Origin of the sequence: Pseudomonas sp. Z18(2022), from assembly GCF_036346535.1 — a bacterium.
GTDB classification, from domain to species: Bacteria; Pseudomonadota; Gammaproteobacteria; order Pseudomonadales; family Pseudomonadaceae; genus Aquipseudomonas; species Aquipseudomonas yamanorum_A.
The window spans coordinates 121,309-139,118 of the sequence record NZ_JAOTOA010000003.1 but is presented as its reverse complement, the minus strand read 5'-3'; the positions used below and the strand labels follow the sequence as shown (position 1 = coordinate 139,118).

Annotated in this window: 18 protein-coding genes and 1 other RNA gene; 10 read left to right on the top strand and 9 right to left on the bottom strand. The window is 62.4% G+C overall.

Going from position 1 to position 17,810, the window contains the following annotated elements:
* From rbbA to V3W39_RS08690, 3 genes are all read right to left on the bottom strand, one after another.
* Entirely contained in the window at positions 1 to 2,721 is a 2,721-nt protein-coding gene (rbbA, locus tag V3W39_RS08700; protein WP_177043788.1) for a ribosome-associated ATPase/putative transporter RbbA, read from the bottom strand.
* Positions 2,718 to 3,683 carry an HlyD family secretion protein gene (locus V3W39_RS08695; RefSeq protein ID WP_177120001.1) on the bottom strand — a complete coding sequence of 322 codons (966 nt, stop codon included), beginning with the start codon at positions 3,681 to 3,683 and terminating at the stop codon, positions 2,718 to 2,720. Before V3W39_RS08695 ends, rbbA begins: the two co-directional genes overlap by 4 nt.
* 139 nt (positions 3,684 to 3,822) lie before the next feature.
* Entirely contained in the window at positions 3,823 to 4,272 is a 450-nt protein-coding gene (locus V3W39_RS08690; RefSeq protein WP_259195516.1) for an EVE domain-containing protein, read from the bottom strand.
* Positions 4,273 to 4,468: 196 nt separating this feature from the next.
* On the opposite strand from V3W39_RS08690, the gene V3W39_RS08685 reads away from it, so the two are divergent.
* Entirely contained in the window at positions 4,469 to 4,618 is a 150-nt protein-coding gene (locus V3W39_RS08685) for a hypothetical protein (protein ID WP_177043791.1), read from the top strand.
* A gap of 7 nt (positions 4,619 to 4,625) precedes the next feature.
* Here V3W39_RS08685 and V3W39_RS08680 read toward each other — a convergent pair whose 3' ends face one another.
* The 4 genes from V3W39_RS08680 to V3W39_RS08665 all read right to left on the bottom strand — a co-directional run bounded on the left by V3W39_RS08680 (position 4,626) and on the right by V3W39_RS08665 (position 6,044).
* Entirely contained in the window at positions 4,626 to 5,255 is a 630-nt protein-coding gene (locus tag V3W39_RS08680) for a 5-formyltetrahydrofolate cyclo-ligase (protein ID WP_330212504.1), read from the bottom strand.
* Positions 5,256 to 5,311: 56 nt separating this feature from the next.
* Positions 5,312 to 5,490: non-coding RNA, 6S RNA (gene ssrS / locus V3W39_RS08675), on the bottom strand.
* A gap of 30 nt (positions 5,491 to 5,520) precedes the next feature.
* The gene (locus V3W39_RS08670; protein ID WP_003213956.1) at positions 5,521 to 5,838 is read right to left on the bottom strand and encodes a cell division protein ZapA; all 318 of its coding nucleotides are present in this window, start codon (positions 5,836 to 5,838) and stop codon (positions 5,521 to 5,523) included.
* Entirely contained in the window at positions 5,835 to 6,044 is a 210-nt protein-coding gene (locus V3W39_RS08665; RefSeq protein WP_003213954.1) for a TIGR02449 family protein, read from the bottom strand. The genes V3W39_RS08670 and V3W39_RS08665 overlap by 4 nt, the downstream gene beginning before the upstream one ends.
* 138 nt (positions 6,045 to 6,182) lie before the next feature.
* On the opposite strand from V3W39_RS08665, the gene V3W39_RS08660 reads away from it, so the two are divergent.
* The 9 genes from V3W39_RS08660 to gcvH all read left to right on the top strand — a co-directional run bounded on the left by V3W39_RS08660 (position 6,183) and on the right by gcvH (position 15,654).
* Positions 6,183 to 6,740: a YecA/YgfB family protein gene (locus V3W39_RS08660; RefSeq protein WP_003213952.1), complete on the top strand. Its 558-nt coding sequence runs from the start codon at positions 6,183 to 6,185 to the stop codon at positions 6,738 to 6,740.
* Between the two features lie 20 nt (positions 6,741 to 6,760).
* Entirely contained in the window at positions 6,761 to 8,083 is a 1,323-nt protein-coding gene (gene pepP / locus V3W39_RS08655; protein ID WP_259195517.1) for a Xaa-Pro aminopeptidase, read from the top strand.
* Positions 8,080 to 9,267, top strand: coding sequence for a 2-octaprenyl-6-methoxyphenyl hydroxylase (gene ubiH / locus V3W39_RS08650; RefSeq protein ID WP_330212503.1), 1,188 nt, complete (start codon positions 8,080 to 8,082; stop codon positions 9,265 to 9,267). The genes pepP and ubiH overlap by 4 nt, the downstream gene beginning before the upstream one ends.
* Positions 9,260 to 9,745, top strand: a complete 486-nt coding sequence (locus tag V3W39_RS08645; RefSeq protein WP_330212502.1) for a DUF4442 domain-containing protein — start codon at positions 9,260 to 9,262, stop codon at positions 9,743 to 9,745. Before ubiH ends, V3W39_RS08645 begins: the two co-directional genes overlap by 8 nt.
* A gap of 9 nt (positions 9,746 to 9,754) precedes the next feature.
* On the top strand, positions 9,755 to 10,972 hold the full coding sequence (locus V3W39_RS08640; protein WP_330212610.1) for a 2-octaprenyl-3-methyl-6-methoxy-1,4-benzoquinol hydroxylase: 1,218 nt from the start codon (positions 9,755 to 9,757) through the stop codon (positions 10,970 to 10,972).
* A gap of 209 nt (positions 10,973 to 11,181) precedes the next feature.
* Positions 11,182 to 12,186: an extracellular solute-binding protein gene (locus V3W39_RS08635; RefSeq protein WP_259195519.1), complete on the top strand. Its 1,005-nt coding sequence runs from the start codon at positions 11,182 to 11,184 to the stop codon at positions 12,184 to 12,186.
* A 177-nt stretch (positions 12,187 to 12,363) separates the two neighbouring features.
* Positions 12,364 to 13,980 carry an ABC transporter permease gene (locus V3W39_RS08630; RefSeq protein WP_177079202.1) on the top strand — a complete coding sequence of 539 codons (1,617 nt, stop codon included), beginning with the start codon at positions 12,364 to 12,366 and terminating at the stop codon, positions 13,978 to 13,980.
* Between the two features lie 156 nt (positions 13,981 to 14,136).
* Positions 14,137 to 15,219: a glycine cleavage system aminomethyltransferase GcvT gene (gene gcvT / locus V3W39_RS08625; protein ID WP_177043797.1), complete on the top strand. Its 1,083-nt coding sequence runs from the start codon at positions 14,137 to 14,139 to the stop codon at positions 15,217 to 15,219.
* A gap of 51 nt (positions 15,220 to 15,270) precedes the next feature.
* Positions 15,271 to 15,654 carry a glycine cleavage system protein GcvH gene (gcvH, locus tag V3W39_RS08620; protein WP_177043798.1) on the top strand — a complete coding sequence of 128 codons (384 nt, stop codon included), beginning with the start codon at positions 15,271 to 15,273 and terminating at the stop codon, positions 15,652 to 15,654.
* 42 nt (positions 15,655 to 15,696) lie between these two features.
* Here the strand turns inward: gcvH and V3W39_RS08615 are convergent, their stop codons facing one another.
* A complete protein-coding gene (locus tag V3W39_RS08615; RefSeq protein WP_177043799.1) occupies positions 15,697 to 16,836 on the bottom strand; it encodes a DegT/DnrJ/EryC1/StrS family aminotransferase in 1,140 nt (379 codons plus the stop codon).
* Positions 16,837 to 16,994: 158 nt separating this feature from the next.
* Positions 16,995 to 17,666, bottom strand: coding sequence for an outer membrane protein (locus tag V3W39_RS08610; protein ID WP_259195523.1), 672 nt, complete (start codon positions 17,664 to 17,666; stop codon positions 16,995 to 16,997).
* Between the last annotated feature and the right edge of the window lie 144 nt (positions 17,667 to 17,810).

Genomic DNA, 17,810 nt, shown 5'->3' with positions numbered 1-17,810 from the left:
TCAGGCCTCCTGCTTCTTGAGCATGATCAGGCTAAGCCCGGTAAACCCCAGGAAAAACCCGAACAGCGCCAGGCACTGTGGCCACAGCTGACGCAGGTCCAGGGCCTTGGTAAAGGTGCCCACCGCAATATCGAGGAAGTAACCCGCCGGGAACAACATGCCCATCAACGCGGCGGCGCCTTCCAGGGACGAGCGCGGCACGATCAGCCCGGAGAACTGGATGGTCGGCAGGCTGGTGATGATCATGGTGCCCAGGATCGCCGCGATCTGGGTGCGGGTGAACGCGGAAATCAGCAGGCCCATGCTGGTGGTGGCCAGCACATACAGCAGGCCGCCAAAGGCCAGGGTCACGCCGCTGCCCTTGAACGGCACGCCGAACAGCCAGCGGTTCATTGCCACCAGCAGCCCCAGGTTGATCAGGCTTACTGCCAGGTACGGCGCCTGCTTGCCCAGCAGGAATTCCAGGCGGGTGAGCGGCGTGGCGTAGAAGTTGGTGATCGAGCCCAGCTCCTTTTCGCGCACGATGCCCAGGGCGGTGAGCATCGCCGGGATAAACGCAAGGATCAGCGCCATCACGCCGGGGCCGATGGCGTTCACGCTGACCACGTCCTGGTTGTAGCGAAAGCGGGTTTCCAGTTTGGCGGCGGCCTGCTGGTTAAGCGGTGTGCTGTTCAGCTCGGCCAGTTGCTGGAGATTGGCCTGATGCACGGCCTCGACATAATTGCGGCTGGTTTCCGCACGGAACGGCATGCCACCGTCGAGCCAGGCGGCCACGGCAGGTTGGCGACCGGCGTAGAGATCGCGACCGAACCCCGGCGGAACCTCCAGCGCCAGTTTGATTTCCGAACGTTGCAGGCGTTTGTGCAGTTCGTTGGCGTCGGTGATCGGCGGCTGCTCGGCGAAGTAGCGCGAACTGCGAAACGCCTCCAGATAGGCCCGGCTTTGTGGCGTCTGGTCCTGGTCGTAGACGGCGAAGGCGAGCTTTTCCACGTCCAGGGAAATGCCGTAGCCGAAGATCACCATCATGAAAATCGCACCCAGCAAGGCGAAGGCCATGCGCACCTTGTCCCGCAGCAGTTCCTTACCTTCGCGGCTGGCGACGGCCAACAGGCGGGCGACGCTGAACCCGCGTTTGCTGACGGGCGGCGCCATGGGTTCGCTGACGGTTTCGGCGGGCGCGGCTGCTGCTTCAGGTGCGCCTTGGGCTTGCTCCAGGCAGGTGACAAACGCCGCTTCCAGGGTGTCGCCGTGGAACTGCTGTTGCAGCGCATCCGGTGTGTCGCAGGCCAGCACCTTGCCTGCGTGCATCAGCGAGATGCGGTCGCAGCGCTGGGCCTCGTTCATGAAGTGGGTGGACAGGAAGATCGTCACGCCTTGTTCCCGGGACAGCTCGATCAGCAACCGCCAGAAATCATCCCGCGCGGCCGGGTCGACGCCCGAGGTCGGCTCATCGAGGATCAGCACTTCCGGGCGATGCAGCACCGCCACGGCCAGGGACAAGCGCTGGCGCAAACCCAGGGGCAACTCGCCGGAAGGCTGCTCGGCGACGTCGCCCAGGTCAAAACGCTTGATCAGCTCGTCGATACGTTGGCCGCTCTCGACCTTGGGCAGGTCGAACAACTGCGCGTGCAGAACCAGGTTCTGGCGCACGCTGAGTTCGCCGTACAGCGAGAAGCTTTGGGACATGAAACCCACGCGCTTGCGGGTGGCCAGGTCCTTGGCATTTACCGGGTTGCCCAACAGCGTAGCGGTGCCCTCCGTGGCGGGCATCAGCCCGGTGAGGACTTTCATGGTGGTGGTCTTGCCGCAGCCGTTGGAGCCGAGGAAGCCGAAGATCTCGCCCCTGCCAATCGCAAAGCTGACCTTGTTCACTGCCGTGAAATCGCCGAAGCGCAGGGTCAGGTCGTGGGCTTCGATGGCGATGTCGGTGTTGTCGCTTTCCCGTGGCGGTATCACCAGCGGTTCGTTGTTATGGGCGCTGTCGCCCTGGAAATGGGTGAAGGCTTCGTCCAGCTTGCCGCTGGGTGTCGCGGCAGCCAGTTCGCTGCTCAGGCCGTCGGCGATCAGCTTGCCGCGGTCGAGCATCAGGCAGTGTTCGAACTGCTCGGCTTCTTCCATGTAGGCCGTGGCCACCAGCAATGTCAGCTGTGGACGTTCGCTGCGTACGGTTTCTACCAGTTCCCAGAAACGCCGGCGGGACAGCGGGTCGACGCCAGTGGTGGGCTCATCGAGGATCAACAGATCCGGGTCGTGGATCAGCGCGCAGCACAGGCCGAGTTTCTGTTTCATGCCGCCGGAGAGTTTGCCGGCGGGGCGCTCGGCGAAGCGTGCGAGGTCGGTGGCCAGCAGCAGGTTGTGCATGCGCTGGTCGCAATCGGCTTTCGACAGGCCGAACAGCGTGGCGAAGAACCGGATGTTTTCGCTGATGGACAGTTCGGGGTACAGGTTGCCACCCAAGCCTTGAGGCATGAAGGCGATGCGCGGGTACAGGCTGTTGCGGTGACGGCGGTCTTCGATGGAGCCACCGAGCACTTCCAGCTCACCGTGTTGAAGCTTTTTGACCCCGGCGATCAAGCCCAGCAGGCTCGACTTACCGGCGCCGTCCGGGCCGATCAGCCCGCAGCGGGTGCCGGCGGGCAGGCTGAAGGCGATGTCGATCAGCGCCTGTTGCTTGCCGTAGCGATGGTTGATCCCCGTGGCGTGCAGCGCCAGGCCGCTCATTGCAGGTTGGCCGGCCAGTCCAGGTCAGCGGTGCGCACATAGCCGGCGCCGGGCATGCCCGGTTTGGCTTGGGGCACGGAGCTTGGTTGGGTCAGGCGTAGCTTGACCCGGAACACCAGCTTCTGGCGCTCGTCGCGGGTTTCCACTTCCTTGGGGGTGAACTGCGATTTCGCCGCGACAAAGCTGATTTTCGCCGGCAACGGTTGCTTCGGCAGGGCGTCGAGAAGGATCCGCGCCTCACTGCCGACGGTCAGTGCGCCGGTCACCGAGGCGGGCAGGTAGAGGTTCATGTATTGGTCGTTGGGGTCGATCAGCAGCAACACGCGGCCACCGGCGCCGAGCACCTCGCCGGGCTCGGCCAGGCGCAGCTGGATGATGCCGTCGATGGGCGCCCGCAGGCTGCTGTCTTCGATTTCGCTGGTGAGTTGCGCGACCTGGGCCTGGGCGGCGCCGATGGCGGCCTTTACCGAATTGACCTGCGCTTGGGCCGCGATTACGGCGGCGTTGCCGGTGTTCTGCTTGGCTTGCTGCTGGTCGATCAACTGGCCACTGGCGAAACCGCGTTTGTACAGCTCCTGGGTGCGCTTGAGTTCCTGGCTGGCCAACAGTTGTTCACTTTGGCGCAGTTGCACATTGGCTTCGGCGGCGGCGAAATTTTCCTTGGCCCGCAGCACTTCGGCTTCGGCCTGGGCGCGCTGGGCTTCCAGGGTGCGGGTGTCCATGCGCGCCAGCAACTGGCCCTTGAGCACCTTATCGCCTTCGTCCACCCGTACTTCGGCCAGGCGCCCGGGGATCTTGGTGGCGATCTGCACTTCGGTCGATTCCAGCCGGCCATTGCCCATGCTCAAGCCTTCGGGCAGGCGGTCCTGGGTGGATTGCCAATAGCCGAAGCCGCCGGCGGCCAGCAGCAAGACAATCAATGGAATGGCGAAAAGATGGGAGGTGCGGTGGTTCGTCGACATGGGTGCATCCTGCGGCGTTAGCGTCCTAGTTTGACCGATCCTGCCCGAGGGCCCTTGATGCGGGTCAAATGAAGCGCAAGCCTAACCCGGTTGACGCGCAGATGCATGCGCCACGGGCGTGACCGCAGGGTTCTGCCTTTTAGTGCAAGCCGAGCACAGCGGCCCACTGCTCGGCGGTGACGGGCATCACCGAAAGGCGGCTGCCTTTTTGCACCAGGGGCAACTCGGCGAGGGCGGTTTGCTGTTTCAGGTAGCCCAGCCCCAGGACCTTGGGGAAGGTCTCTACATGGGCGACATTGATTGCGCTCCACGGGTTCTTTTCGGGTGTCGCCTTGGCGTCGAAATAATGGCTGTCAGGCTCCAGCGCGGTGGGGTCCGGGTAGGCCGCCTCGACGATTTTGCCGATGCCGGCAATCCCCGGTTCCGGGCAACTGGAATGGTAGAAGAAGAACTGGTCACCCACCGCCATCGCCCGCAGGAAGTTGCGTGCCTGGTAGTTGCGAACCCCATCCCACCGGGCTTCTCCGAGCTTTTCCAGGCCGGTGATGGACAGTTCATCGGGCTCGGATTTCATCAGCCAATAGGCCATGTTTTCGCTCCTCAAAAGGCGATTGGGAAAGTTGTCCTGCAATTTTATGACAAACCGACAGTCGGTTGGCGTCAAGGTTTGCGTGTTGGTTCACGTTAACGCAGAATGCCGGGGTTTTGAGCTTGACGCAGCTGGCACGGACTACTAATGGAACGTTGCTGTCATCGTGTGCAAGATGCCTGAAGGGGGGCAATCGATGAAACGCAAACCGGATTTACTATGGATTTTGGTTATTTTGTTCGGCCTGGGCGTTGTGACCACCGGCTATGCGCAGAGCTTGTGGTCGAACAAGACTGACGCACCGATTGAGCTCGCACAGCAACAGCAGCAACCGTTCAAACGCTGACCCGTCTTTAAGGCGCTGCTGATTCCAGTAGCGTCTCTGCCATATACCAATCCTTATCGGTGACTGTGCCCTCAAGCGGTACATCCCAGCTTGCCTGCGCCAATCTTTCGACCTTCTGACATTCATGGGCCAGGCCCAGCAGCGTCGGCTTGCGCCAGGATTTACGGCGGGCCATGTAGGCCAGGCTACGGTCATAAAAACCGCCGCCCATGCCCAGCCGTCCGCCCACATCATCGAACCCGACCAAGGGCAGCAGCACCAGGTCCAGCGCCCAGACCTTGCGTTGGCGGCTGACATTCACCTGCGGCTCGAGGATGCGAAACCGGTTGGGCCTCAGCTTCTCGCCGGGCCGCACTCGCTGGAACACCATCTTGGTTCGCGGCCACGCGCTGAGCACCGGCAGATACGTCGCCTTGCCCCGGCGCTGTGCGGCGCGCAGCAGCAGGCGCGGATCGATTTCACCGTCCGTGGGTAGATATAAGGATATGTGTTTGGCCCGGCGAAACAGCGGGTGCTGTGCCAGTTGCCGATACAGGCCAAGGGCGGCCTGGCGTTGCTCGCTGGGCGTCAGGGCGCGGCGGGCTTTGCGCAGCATGCGTCGAAGTTGCGGGCGGGAAAGCAGCGCAGGTTCGGTCATGGTTTTCGGCTCATAAAACAATGCCAGTCCTAAGACTGGCATTGGATTTGGGAATCAGGCTCCCCGACAGAACCGCTGTCGACTTAGCCCTTGAACCCGAAAGTTCAAGGTGGAAGAAACAGTAGGCTTTAAGGCTTTCCGTCTAGCGGACATGCACACCAGCCCAACGTGTAACTTCCAGGGTAGTGCGAATCGGCTCAGGGACATCGCCGACTGGCAAGCACGCCAGGGAGTGGGGCGAGTATACCCGAAACCGACGCCGCAATCAGCCCTTGGGTGGCTCTGGATCGGTAGAGAGTACCAGATCGACCCGCTCCAGCAGGTCGCGTACCTGCTCGCGCGTCGAGCCGCTGGCCTGCACGTCAGGCCGTTCCTGCTTATGCAGTAAATCGTGGGTAATGTTCAGTGCGGCCATCACGGCGATGCGATCGGCGCCGATGACTTTGCCGCTGCTGCGGATTTCACGCATCTTGCCGTCCAGGTAGCGGGCAGCGCTCACCAGATTGCTGCGTTCTTCCTGTGGGCAGATGATGGAATATTCTTTGTCGAGAATCTGCACGGTGACGCTATTGCTTGAACTCATGAGTCTTGCTCCAGGGCCTTCAGGCGCGAAATCATCGATTCGACCTTACGCCGGGCGATTTCGTTTTTTTCAATGAGGTGAGCGCGTTCCTCGCGCCAGGTCTTTTCCTGAGCTAATAGGAGTCCGTTTTGGCTCTTAAGTTGCTCGACCCGGTTAATTAGCAGCTCGAGTCTGGCCATCAGCGCTTGCAGGTCGGTGTCTTCCATTGGGTTCCACTGGATTTGTCTGATGAATGGCAACTGCTGGATAAACGATCTGACGCCCTCGATAGTCTTGGTACGTCTGCCGATGCTAGGATACAGCGCTTCATTCTAGACATTGCGCCGTCTGGCGCCTAGCTCACCATGCCTATTCAGAACTCCCCGTACGATGCTTTTTCCAAACTGCTGAGTTCCAGCGGTCATCCTTGCTCGCCTGCCGAACTGCACGGCGTGCTGCTGGGCCGCAGTTGCACCGGTGTCGGCTTTGACGCCGACAACTGGCTGGCCGACGTCGCCGAGCTGCTGGAAACCGAGCCCACCGAAAACGTGCGCAACGCCCTCATCGGCCTGCAAGAGATGGTCAAAGGCGAGCTGACCGGTGATGACGTCACCGTCGTGTTGCTGCTGCCTACCGATGACGCACCGCTCACCGAGCGCGCTGCGGCACTGGGCCAATGGTGCCAGGGCTTTCTCCACGGCTTTGGCGTGAACGCCGGCGGCCTCGACCTGAGCACCGATGCCCAGGAAGTGCTGCAAGACCTGGCCGCTATCTCCCAGGTGCAAGACGCCCTGGAAGAGTCCGAAGACGGCGAAAGCGACTACATGGAAGTCATGGAATACCTGCGCGTTGCGCCGTTGCTGCTGTTCACCGAGACCCGTAAATCGGCTGAGCCCGCTGCACCCAAGCCTTCGTTGCACTAAGAAAGGAAGCCCATCTGCCCATGATCCATATCCCCAAAGCGGAATACACCCGGCGCCGCAAGGCGCTCATGGCGCAGATGGAACCCAACAGCATCGCCATCCTGCCGGCAGCCGCGGTTGCCATTCGCAACCGTGACGTCGAGCACGTCTATCGTCAGGACAGCGACTTCCAGTACCTGAGCGGCTTCCCTGAACCGGAAGCGGTGATCGTGCTGATGCCCGGCCGCCAGCACGGCGAGTACGTGCTGTTCTGCCGCGAACGCAACGCCGAGCGCGAACTGTGGGACGGCCTGCGGGCGGGCACCGAAGGCGCGATCCGCGAATTCGGCGCCGATGATGCATTCCCGATTACCGATATCGACGACATCCTGCCCGGCCTGATCGAAGGCCGCGACCGGGTGTACTCGGCCATGGGCAGCAACGCCGAGTTCGACCGGCACCTGATGGAGTGGATCAACGTGATCCGCTCTAAAGCGCACCTCGGCGCCCAGCCACCGAACGAATTTGTTGCCCTGGATCATCTGCTTCACGACATGCGCCTGTATAAATCGGCGGCGGAAGTGAAGGTGATGCGCGAGGCCGCGCGGATTTCCTGCGCGGCCCATGTGCGGGCGATGCAGGCCAGTCGCGCCGGATTGTATGAGTTCAGCCTGGAAGCGGAGCTCGACTACGAGTTTCGCAAGGGCGGGGCAAAGATGCCGGCCTATGGCTCCATCGTCGCCTCGGGGCGCAACAGTTGCATCCTGCATTACCAGCAGAATGACGCGGTGCTCAAGGACGGCGACCTGGTGCTGATCGATGCCGGTTGCGAGATCGACTGCTATGCCAGCGACATCACCCGCACCTGGCCGGTGAGCGGCAAGTTTTCCGCCGAGCAGAAGGCGATTTACGAGATCGTGCTGGCCTCCCAGGAAGCCGCCTTTGCCGAAATCGCCCCGAACAAACATTGGAACCAGGCCCATGAGGCGACGGTGCAAGTCATCACCGCCGGGCTGGTGACGCTTGGGCTGTTGCAGGGCGACGTCGACGAGTTGATCGCCAGCGAAGCCTATAAAGCCTTCTACATGCATCGCGCCGGGCACTGGCTGGGGATGGATGTGCACGATGTCGGCGAATATAAAGTAGGCGGCGAGTGGCGGGTGCTGGAAGTCGGCATGGCGCTGACCGTGGAGCCGGGAATCTACATCTCGCCCGACAACCAGAACGTGGCGAAGAAATGGCGTGGCATTGGCGTACGCATCGAGGACGACGTGGTGGTGACCAAGCAAGGCTGTGAAATTCTGACCGGTGGCGTGCCCAAGGCCGTCGCCGAGATTGAAGCGCTGATGGCGAGCGCCCGATGAGCCGGGTCAACCTGGCGATTATCGGCGGCGGCCTGGTGGGCGCCAGCCTTGCGTTGGCGTTGCAGGCCGGGGCCAAGGCTCGTGGCTGGAAGATCGTGCTGATCGAGCCGTTTGCCCCGGGCGACAGCTACCAGCCGAGCTACGACGCGCGCTCTTCGGCGCTGTCCTTTGGCGCGCGGCAGATTTATCAACGGTTGGGGGTGTGGCAGGAGATTTCCCGCCGCGCCGAGCCGATCAAGCAGATTCATGTGTCGGACCGTGGCCGCTTTTCTACCGCGCGCCTGTCGGCCATGGAAGAAGGCGTGCCGGCCCTCGGCTATGTGGTGGAAAACGCCTGGCTCGGCCAATGCCTGTGGCAAGGCCTGGACAAGGAAGTGGTCAGCTGGCGTTGCCCGGCGGAAGTCACTCGCATGGAGCCGCTTGCCGATGGCTACCGCCTGACCCTCAATGATGAAACCGTACTTGAATGCGACCTCGCGGTGCTGGCCGACGGCGGCCGCTCCGGTTTGCGCGAGCAGTTGGGGATCGGCGTTAAAACGCGGCCATACAACCAGAGCGCACTGATCGCCAACATCACCCCGAGCGAAGCCCACAACGGCGAGGCCTTCGAGCGTTTCACCGACGAAGGCCCGATGGCCTTGCTGCCGTTGCCGGACAACCGTTGCGCGCTGGTGTGGACCCGCATCGGCATGGACGCCCAGCGCCTGGCCGCGCTGGACGAGCGCAGTTTCCTCAGCGAGTTGCAGGGCGTGTTCGGCTACCGCCTCGGCACCTTGAAGCAGGTCGGCGCGCGTCACTTGTACCCGTTGACCCTCGTGGAAGCCGAAGAACAAGTGCGCTCTCACCTGGCCGTGCTCGGCAATGCCGCCCACAGCCTGCACCCGATTGCCGGGCAGGGTTTCAACCTGTCCCTGCGGGACGCCTATGCCCTGGCCGAGGCCTTGTTGGCCGGGCCGGAAGTACCGGGCGACCTGGCGACCTTGCAGGCGTACCGCGAGCGTCAGCGCCTGGACCAGAAAATCACCGTCGGCTTCTCCGATCAGGTCACCCGCCTGTTTGGCAGTGCCCAGCCGCTGGTAGCGCTGGGCCGCAACATGGGCCTGCTGGGCCTGGATTTGCTGCCGCCGGCCAAGCGCTGGTTTGCGCGTCAGGCCATGGGCCTGGGCACCCGCCCCGATGCGTGAGTGGCTGACCCAGCGCCTGGGCAAGGCACGGCTATTGCGCTGGATCATGACCCTGTACCCGCCGTACCTCGGCGCCGGGGTGCGGGTGTTGCACATCGGCAGCGATTTTCGCGAGGTCAAGGTGCGCATGGGCCTGGGCTGGTACAACCGCAATTACGTCGGCGCGCAGTTTGGCGGCAGCCTGTATTCGATGGTCGACCCGTTCTACATGCTGATGCTGATGGAGAACCTGGGCCGCGACTACATTGTCTGGGACAAGGCGGCGAGCATCGATTTCATCTCGCCGGGCAAAGGCCCGGTGTATGCCGAATTTTCCATCGACCAAGTGTTGCTGGACGAGATTCGCCAGCACACCGCCAGCGGCGACAAGTACTTGCCGCAGCTCAAGGTGCAGATTCATGACGGCTCCGGCACCCTGGTGGCGCGGGTCGACAAAACCCTTTACGTGCGGCGCAAGCCGCAATCGAGACAGGCTTAAAGCATGGACATGCGCGCAGATGTGCTGATTGTCGGGGCCGGAATGGTCGGGAGCGCCCTGGCGCTGGCGTTGCAGGGCAGTGGCCTGCAGGTGCTGCTGCTCGACGGCAGCCCGCTGAGCGTCAAACCCTTCGACCCGCACGCCGCGTTCGAGCCGCGGGTGAGCGCCTTGTCGGCCGCCAGCCAGCGCATCCTCGAGCGCCTTGGCGTGTGGGACGGCATCGTCGAGCGACGTACCAGCCCTTACGGCGAGATGCAGGTGTGGGACGGCAGCGGCACCGGGCAGATCCACTTTTCGGCGGCCAGCGTGCATGCCGAGGTGCTGGGGCATATCGTCGAAAACCGTGTGGTCCAGGATGCCTTGCTCGATCGCCTGCATGACTGCGACCTCGGCCTGCTGGCCAATGCGCGCCTGGAACAGATGCGTCGCTCCGGTGATGACTGGCTGCTGACCCTGGCCGACGGCCGCACCTTGCGCGCGCCGCTGGTGGTCGCAGCAGACGGTGCCAACTCGGCGGTGCGCCGCCTGACCGGCACCGCCACCCGTGAGTGGGATTATTTGCACAACGCCATCGTCACCAGTGTGCGCAGCAGCCAGGCGCATCAGCAGACGGCCTGGCAGCGGTTTACCGACAACGGGCCGCTGGCGTTCCTGCCGCTGGTGCGGGATGGGCAGGAGGACTGGTGTTCGATCGTCTGGTCGACCACCCCGAGTGAGTCCGAGCGTTTGATGGCGCTGGACGACGAAAGCTTCTGTCGTGAGCTTGAGCTCGCCTTCGAAGGCCGCCTGGGTACGGTGTTAAGCGCCGATCCACGGCTTTGCGTGCCACTGCGCCAGCGTCACGCCAAGCGTTACGTGGCCGAGGGCCTGGCATTGATTGGCGATGCGGCCCACGTCATTCATCCATTGGCGGGGCAGGGCGTGAACCTGGGCTTCCTCGACGCGGCGGTGCTGGCCGAAGTGCTGTTGGCCGCCAACGAGCGCGGCGAGCGCCTGGCGGATGTGAAGGTGCTTAGCCGTTACGAGCGCCGACGCATGCCGCACAACCTGGCGTTGATGGCGGCGATGGAGGGCTTTGAACGGTTGTTCCAGGCCGATCAACTGCCGTTGCGCTGGTTGCGTAATGCCGGGTTGAAGGTGGTCGAGCAGATGCCGGAGGCCAAGGCGTTGTTTGTGCGTCAGGCATTGGGTTTGACGGGGGATTTGCCGGAGCTGGCCAAAGCCTGAGATTCTCGCCGGGGTTAATGGCCTCATCGCGGGCAAGCCCGGCTCCCACCGGGGAGCGCATTCCCTTGTGGGAGCCGGGCTTGCCCGCGATAGGGCCTCAACCGCGCCACCTATTTCAGCTGTGCAACATCTGGTAACGGCTCCGTTGAGCGCTACCAAATGTGAGTCCTTATCATTTGCCCTCTTTTCGCAAATGAGAGACCGCACCCATGTTGGCACCCAAGCGCCTCCTGACTGCCCTGGCACTCACCCTTATCGGCAGCACCACCGTGCAGGCGGCCGACGAAGTCGTGGTCTACTCCTCGCGTATCGATGAACTGATCAAGCCGGTGTTCGACGCCTACACCCAGAAGACCGGCGTGCAGATCAAGTTCATCACCGACAAGGAAGCGCCGCTGATGCAGCGCATCAAGGCCGAAGGCGAAAACGCCACCGCCGACCTGCTGCTCACCGTCGACGCCGGCAACCTCTGGCAGGCGGAGCAGATGGGTATCCTGCAGCCGTTCACCTCCGCGGTGATCGACAAGAACATCCCTCTTCAATACCGCTCTTCGGCCCATGCCTGGACCGGCTTGAGCCTGCGCGCGCGGACCATCGCGTACTCCACCGACCGCGTGAAGCCGGGCGACCTGACCACCTACGAAGCCCTGGCTGACAAGCAATGGGAAGGCCGCCTGTGCCTGCGCACCGCGAAGAAGGTCTACAACCAGTCGCTGACCGCCACCCTGATCGAAACCCATGGCGCGGCCAAGACCGAAGAAATCGTCAAGGGCTGGGTCAACAACCTGTCCACCGACGTGTTCTCCGATGACATTGCCGTGCTGGAGGCGATCAACGCCGGGCAGTGCGACGTCGGCATCGTGAATACCTACTACTACGGCCGCCTGCACAAGCAGAAGCCGGACCTGGCGGTGAAGCTGTTCTGGCCGAATCAGGGCGACCGTGGGGTGCACGTCAATCTTTCGGGTATTGGCCTGACCAAGCACGCGCCACATCCGGAGGCCGCCAAGGCCTTGGTTGAGTGGATGACCACGCCGCAAGCGCAGAAGATCTTTGCGGACGTGAACCAGGAATTCCCGGCCAACCCGGCGGTGCCGCCGTCGGCGGAAGTGGCGACCTGGGGCAAGTTCGTGGCCGATACATTGCCGGTGGAAGTGGCGGGCAAGCGCCAGGCCGAGGCTATTCGCTTGATGGATCGGGCTGGCTGGAACTAAGTACACTCTTCCAAACACCGCATGACAGTGTGGGAGCTGGCTTGCCTGCGATAGCATCACCACGGTGTGGCTGACACACCGTGGTGCCTGCATCGCGGCGGTGCGACGGTTCGACAAGCCCGGCTCCCACACTGTTTTGTGGCGAGTTCAAGATATTATTCCCAGAGATACGATCCTTTGGCCCATCCCGCCCAACGCCGCTGGTACCTGCCGGTCTTCACCGTCGCCGCCCTGGTGCTGCTGCCGCTGAGCGTCTTGCTGCTGTCGTGGCAAACCATCGACCAACAGATCTGGTCCCATCTGTGGGAAACCCAGATGCCACGCCTGTTGGGTAACACCTTGACCCTGGTGCTGGGTGTCGGTGTGGGTGTCACGCTGTTGGGCGTCAGCTTGGCCTGGCTGACCAGCCTCTGCGAATTCCCCGGCCGGCGCTGGCTCGACTGGGCGTTGATGCTGCCGTTTGCGATTCCCGCCTACGTCCTGGCCTTTGTCTTCGTCGGCCTGTTGGACTTCTCCGGCCCGGTACAAACCCTGCTGCGCGACGTGTTCGGCATGGGCCTGCGCCTGCCCCGCGTGCGATCAACCAGCGGCGTGATCATCGTGCTGGTGCTGGTGTTCTACCCCTACGTTTATCTGCTGGCGCGCACGGCCTTTCTCGCCCAGGGCAAAGGCCTGATGGAAGCAGCGCGGGTATTGGGCCAGTCGCCGTGGCAAGCATTCTGGCGGGTGGCCTTGCCCATGGCGCGCCCCGCCATCGGTGCGGGCGTGGCCTTGGCGCTGATGGAGACCCTGGCGGATTTCGGTGCGGTCTCGGTGTTCAACTTCGATACCTTCACCACCGCCATCTACAAGACCTGGTACGGCTTTTTCAGCCTTTCCAGTGCCGCGCAACTCGCCAGCCTGCTGTTGCTGGTGGTGATGCTGGTGCTCTACGGCGAACGCCGTGCCCGGGGCGCCAGCCGGCCGAGCAACGAGCGACCGCGCGGCAAGGCGTTGTACCACCTGCGCGGGTTCAAGGCGCTGGCAGCCAGTGGCTGGTGCGGTTTTGTGTTCGCCTGCGCCTTTGTGATTCCGATGCTGCAACTGGTGGCCTGGTTCTGGCAGCGCGGGCGTTTCGACCTGGACGAGCGCTACGCCGGTCTGATCGTGCATACCCTTTACCTGGGCGGCATGGCGGCCCTGATCACCGTTAGCGTGGCGCTGGTGCTGGCGTTCGCCCATCGTTTGGCGCCTACCCGAGCCATCCGCTCCGGCATCAGCCTGGCCAACGTGGGCTACGCACTGCCGGGCTCGGTGCTGGCGGTGTCGATCATGTTGGCGTTCAGCTACCTGGACCGTGAACTGGTGATCCCGGTTTCCGGCTGGCTGGGCGGGGCCGGCAAGCCGCTCCTACTGGGCAGCCTGTCGGCGCTCTTGCTGGCGTATCTGGTGCGTTTCATTGCGGTGGCCTACGGGCCGCTGGAAAACAGCCTGGCGCGAATCCGCCCGTCCTTGCCCGAAGCCGCGCGCAGTCTGGGGGTCAGCGGGCCGCGACTGTTTTGCAAAGTGTATCTGCCACTCTTGCTGCCGGGCACCCTGAGCGCGGCGTTGCTGGTGTTTGTCGATGTGCTCAAGGAAATGCCGGCCACCCTGCTGATGCGCCCGTTCGGCTGGGACACGCTGGCGGTGCGGATTTTTGAGATGACCAGCGAAGGGGAGTGGGCGCGGGCTTCACTGCCGGCCCTGACCCTGGTGCTGGTGGGCCTGTTACCGGTCATCGGGCTGATCCGACGTTCGGCGAGACGAATCGGCTAGGTGCCAGTCCTACGCCTTGAGGCTACAATGCGCGGCATTCGGTGCGGTCGATCTTCCAGGTCGGGTTGCTGAGCCCGGCTACAGGCCTTGTATTTCAAGGCGTGTGGCCCGAACGGCAACCGTCCGCACCTTCGCCACGCCCGGAAGGAGAAACCCATGGGACAGCGCACGCCTCTGTATGACCTGCATCTCGCCCTTGGCGCGAAAATGGTCGATTTTGGCGGTTGGGATATGCCTTTGCACTACGGCTCGCAGGTTGAGGAGCACCATCAGGTGCGCCGCGACTGCGGGGTGTTTGATGTATCCCATATGACCGTGATCGATGTCACAGGCCCCCAGGCCAAGGAATGGCTCCAGCATTTGCTGGCCAATGATGTTGACCGACTGCACGGCTGCGGCCGTGCGTTGTACAGCGCCATGCTCAACGAACAGGGCGGCGTGGTGGACGACATGATCGTGTATCGCACCGAGGGCGGTTACCGGCTGGTGGTCAACGCCGCCACCCGCGACCAGGACATGGCCTGGATGCAGGGCCGACTCGGCAGCTATCAAGCCCAGCTTCACGAGCGGCCCGAGTTGGCCATGCTCGCCATTCAAGGCCCCCATGCCCGGCAGAAGATCGCCGAACTGGTGACCCAGTCCCGCGCCACCCTGATTCACCAGCTCAAGCCCTTTGAAGGTTTGGCCGACGGTGATTGGTTTATTGCGCGCACCGGCTATACCGGTGAAGACGGCCTGGAAATTGTCCTGCCGGCCGATCAGGCCCCGGCGTTTTTCAACGACCTGGTAGGCGCAGGCATTTCGCCGATTGGCCTCGGCGCCCGCGACACGCTGCGCCTTGAGGCCGGCATGAACCTCTACGGTCAGGATATCCACCAGGACGTATCGCCCTTGGCGGCCAATATGGCCTGGAGCATCGCCTGGGAGCCGGCCGAGCGAAACTTCATCGGCCGTGCGGCCCTGGAGGCCGAGAAAGCAGCGGGCGTGAAGTCCAAGTTGGTCGGCCTGGTGCTGGAAGAACGTGGGGTTTTACGCGCGCATCAGGTGGTTCGTATCGCCAATGTTGGCGAAGGAGAGATCACCAGTGGTAGTTTCTCTCCTACGCTAAGCAAATCCATTGCCCTGGCGCGTGTGCCGTCGGCGACTGCTGACCGGGCCGAGGTGGAAATCCGCGGCAAGTGGTACCCGGTTCGGGTGGTCAAACCGACGTTCGTGCGCCATGGCAAAACATTGATCTAACTTTTCCGGCGGGCCGATGGCCGCTGACATTTTTTCTTGAGGACACAGACTATGAGCGATATCCCTGCCGACCTGCGTTTTGCCGAAAGTCACGAATGGGCCCGTCTGGAAGCTGACGGCACCGTGACCGTCGGGATCTCGGACCATGCCCAGGAAGCATTGGGGGATGTGGTGTTTGTTGAGTTGGCCGAGGTGGGCAAAGTGTTTGCCGCAGGTGATACCGCAGGCGTTGTCGAGTCGGTGAAAGCCGCTTCGGATATCTACTCGCCGGTTGCTGGCGAAGTGATTGCGGTCAACGAAGACCTGAGTGGCGAGCCTGAGCAGTTGAATTCCACGCCTTACAGCGCCTGGATCTTCAAACTCAAGCCAAGCAACACCGCTGATCTGGAAAAACTGCTGGATGCCGCTGCCTACAAGGCTGCCATCGGCGAGTGATCCCGCTGCGGGAGCCGGCAACCGGCTCCCGCAAGGGTTTGATCAGCGCTTCAATACCGCTTTGACTGCTGCTACCGAACGCTCTACGTCCGCTTTCGTCATCGCCGTGAACATCGGCAACGACACAATCAACCGCCCCACTTTTTCCGCTACCGGGAACATGCCTTCCTTGAATCCCTGCGCCTTGTACAAGCTCAGCAGGTGGATCGGCGGGTAGTGATAGCCAATACCGACGCCATGGGCCTGCATCTGCTCCATGAACGTGGCGCGTGCCGGCAAACCGTCCTGGCGCTCCGGGAGTACCAACTGGAACAGGTGCCAGTTGCTGTTTTCGAAATCGGCCGGTGGCAATTGCGCACCGTACTTCTCTTCAAAGTCACTGCCGAAGCACTCGAAATAGTGCTGCGCCAGTTCCTGGCGGTGGGCGGTGATTTTCTCGATATGGGCAAATTGACCCAGGCCGATGGCCGCAGCAATGTCGGTCATGTTGAATTTGCCGCCAAGTACGTCCACGTCCAGGCCGTCGAAGCCAGTGCGGGTCACGCCTTGCAGGCGATATTTTTCGGCCAGGCGCGCTTCTTCAGCGTTGTTCAGCACCAGGCAGCCGCCTTCGGACGACGTGATGTTCTTGTTCGCCTGGAAGCTGAAGGACACGAAATCGCCCGTGGCACCAATCCGCTGGCCATCCCAGCTGGAACCCAGGGCCTGGGCGGCATCTTCGACGATGCGCAGGTTGTACTTGTTGGCCAGTGCGTAGAGCAACGGCATGTCCAGCGGCAGGCCGGCCAGGTAAACCGGAATAATCGCCTTGGTGCGTGGCGTGATTGCCGCTTCCACCTGGGCCAGGTCGATATTGCGGGTCACCGGGTCAATATCGGCGAACACCGGCGTGGCACCCACCTCGAGGATCACGTTGGCCGTGGCGACCCATGAAATCGGCGTAGTAATAACTTCATCTCCAGGCCCGATACCGGCGATGCGCAAGGCAATCTCCATGGTGCAGGTGCCCGAGTTGAAGGTGCGCACCGGACGCCCGCCAAAGTATTCCGACAACTGCGCTTCGAACGCCTGCACTTTCGGCCCGCTGGTGATCCAGCCGGAGCGCAGTACGTCGCCCACCGCCGAGATGGTGGCTTCATCGATGGTGGGCTTGGAAAACGGCAGAAAAGGCAGTTGGCTCATGGCGTTGAAGGCATCCGTTTCAGGTAGACGATGAGAGAAAAGCATATCAATGCCGGGCATGGTTGCACGGCTCGACTGAATATAGCCTGTCGTCTGTGAATGAAACGTCACCCTCTGGAGAAAATGCCGCCTCGGCAGCGGCACTCCTGGAGCCTGGTTCAGAAGGAAACGCGGGCCTCAAGGAACACATTCTGTTCCTTGAGCTTGCCTTTGAGCTGCTCGTCGCGGGCGTTGATACGGTTGGCGAAAGTGTTGTAGCCGGTTTCAATCCGGCCCATGTCCACGTAGCGCCAGCCTGTGCCCAGGGTCAGGGTTTCGCTGACCTTGGCGTCCAGCCCGAGGCCCACGTTGTAGGCGAAGTTGTATTGGCGATTGTCGGCGAAACGCCGGGTCTTGTTGGTCTGGTAACCCTCGGCGTCAATTTGGGCCAATCCCACTCCCGCCATGCCGTAGAACGACAGCCACTCGTTGATCGGGATGTTTTTATAACCATTGAGCATCAAGCGCTGGCTGTCGGTCTGCAGGCTGTTGACGTTGGCATTGAATGGCGCCCATTGGGATTTGAAGTTCGAATGGCTGGGTGTGGTGTATTCCCCTTCCAGGCGCCAGCCATCGGCAAAGGCATAACCCACGGCAAATGATCCGGTGAACGTTTTGCTGCTATCGGGGGCCGACACACGGTCGGTGACGCGCGGGCTGGTCAGCAGCGAGCTGGACAGATTCTGGCGGGCGCTGTTGAGCTTCGCCGACCCGTACCAGCCTTCTGCCTGAGCATAAGGGGTGGCAATCGCGGCGAGCAGCAGGGCGCAGGAGAGTTTTTGCATGGTCATCGATTCACTAGAACTAAAGGAATCGACAGCTTGTTGCGTGGCGTGCGGGCATCTCGACAGGACTTTTCCTGTTTGGGCGCTGAAACGCCAATATTGACTGTAGGAAAGCCAGGCAAAAAAATGCCGCTCTCAAAGAGCGGCATT

Bases quoted from the DNA above. Each gene is read 5' to 3' on its own strand.
- V3W39_RS08640 (WP_330212610.1), top strand. From the start codon at position 9,755: ATGCGCGCAGATGTGCTGATTGTCGGGGCCGGAATGGTCGGGAGCGCC.
- pepP (WP_259195517.1), top strand. From the start codon at position 6,761: ATGATCCATATCCCCAAAGCGGAATACACCCGGCGCCGCAAGGCGCTC.
- rbbA (WP_177043788.1), bottom strand. From the start codon at position 2,721: ATGAGCGGCCTGGCGCTGCACGCCACGGGGATCAACCATCGCTACGGC.
- V3W39_RS08695 (WP_177120001.1), bottom strand. From the start codon at position 3,683: ATGTCGACGAACCACCGCACCTCCCATCTTTTCGCCATTCCATTGATT.
- V3W39_RS08680 (WP_330212504.1), bottom strand. From the start codon at position 5,255: ATGACCGAACCTGCGCTGCTTTCCCGCCCGCAACTTCGACGCATGCTG.
- V3W39_RS08645 (WP_330212502.1), top strand. From the start codon at position 9,260: ATGCGTGAGTGGCTGACCCAGCGCCTGGGCAAGGCACGGCTATTGCGC.
- V3W39_RS08610 (WP_259195523.1), bottom strand. From the start codon at position 17,666: ATGACCATGCAAAAACTCTCCTGCGCCCTGCTGCTCGCCGCGATTGCC.
- V3W39_RS08615 (WP_177043799.1), bottom strand. From the start codon at position 16,836: ATGAGCCAACTGCCTTTTCTGCCGTTTTCCAAGCCCACCATCGATGAA.
- ubiH (WP_330212503.1), top strand. From the start codon at position 8,080: ATGAGCCGGGTCAACCTGGCGATTATCGGCGGCGGCCTGGTGGGCGCC.
- V3W39_RS08670 (WP_003213956.1), bottom strand. From the start codon at position 5,838: ATGAGTTCAAGCAATAGCGTCACCGTGCAGATTCTCGACAAAGAATAT.
- V3W39_RS08665 (WP_003213954.1), bottom strand. From the start codon at position 6,044: ATGGAAGACACCGACCTGCAAGCGCTGATGGCCAGACTCGAGCTGCTA.
- V3W39_RS08660 (WP_003213952.1), top strand. From the start codon at position 6,183: ATGCCTATTCAGAACTCCCCGTACGATGCTTTTTCCAAACTGCTGAGT.
- V3W39_RS08635 (WP_259195519.1), top strand. From the start codon at position 11,182: ATGTTGGCACCCAAGCGCCTCCTGACTGCCCTGGCACTCACCCTTATC.
- gcvH (WP_177043798.1), top strand. From the start codon at position 15,271: ATGAGCGATATCCCTGCCGACCTGCGTTTTGCCGAAAGTCACGAATGG.
- V3W39_RS08685 (WP_177043791.1), top strand. From the start codon at position 4,469: ATGAAACGCAAACCGGATTTACTATGGATTTTGGTTATTTTGTTCGGC.
- gcvT (WP_177043797.1), top strand. From the start codon at position 14,137: ATGGGACAGCGCACGCCTCTGTATGACCTGCATCTCGCCCTTGGCGCG.
- V3W39_RS08690 (WP_259195516.1), bottom strand. From the start codon at position 4,272: ATGGCCTATTGGCTGATGAAATCCGAGCCCGATGAACTGTCCATCACC.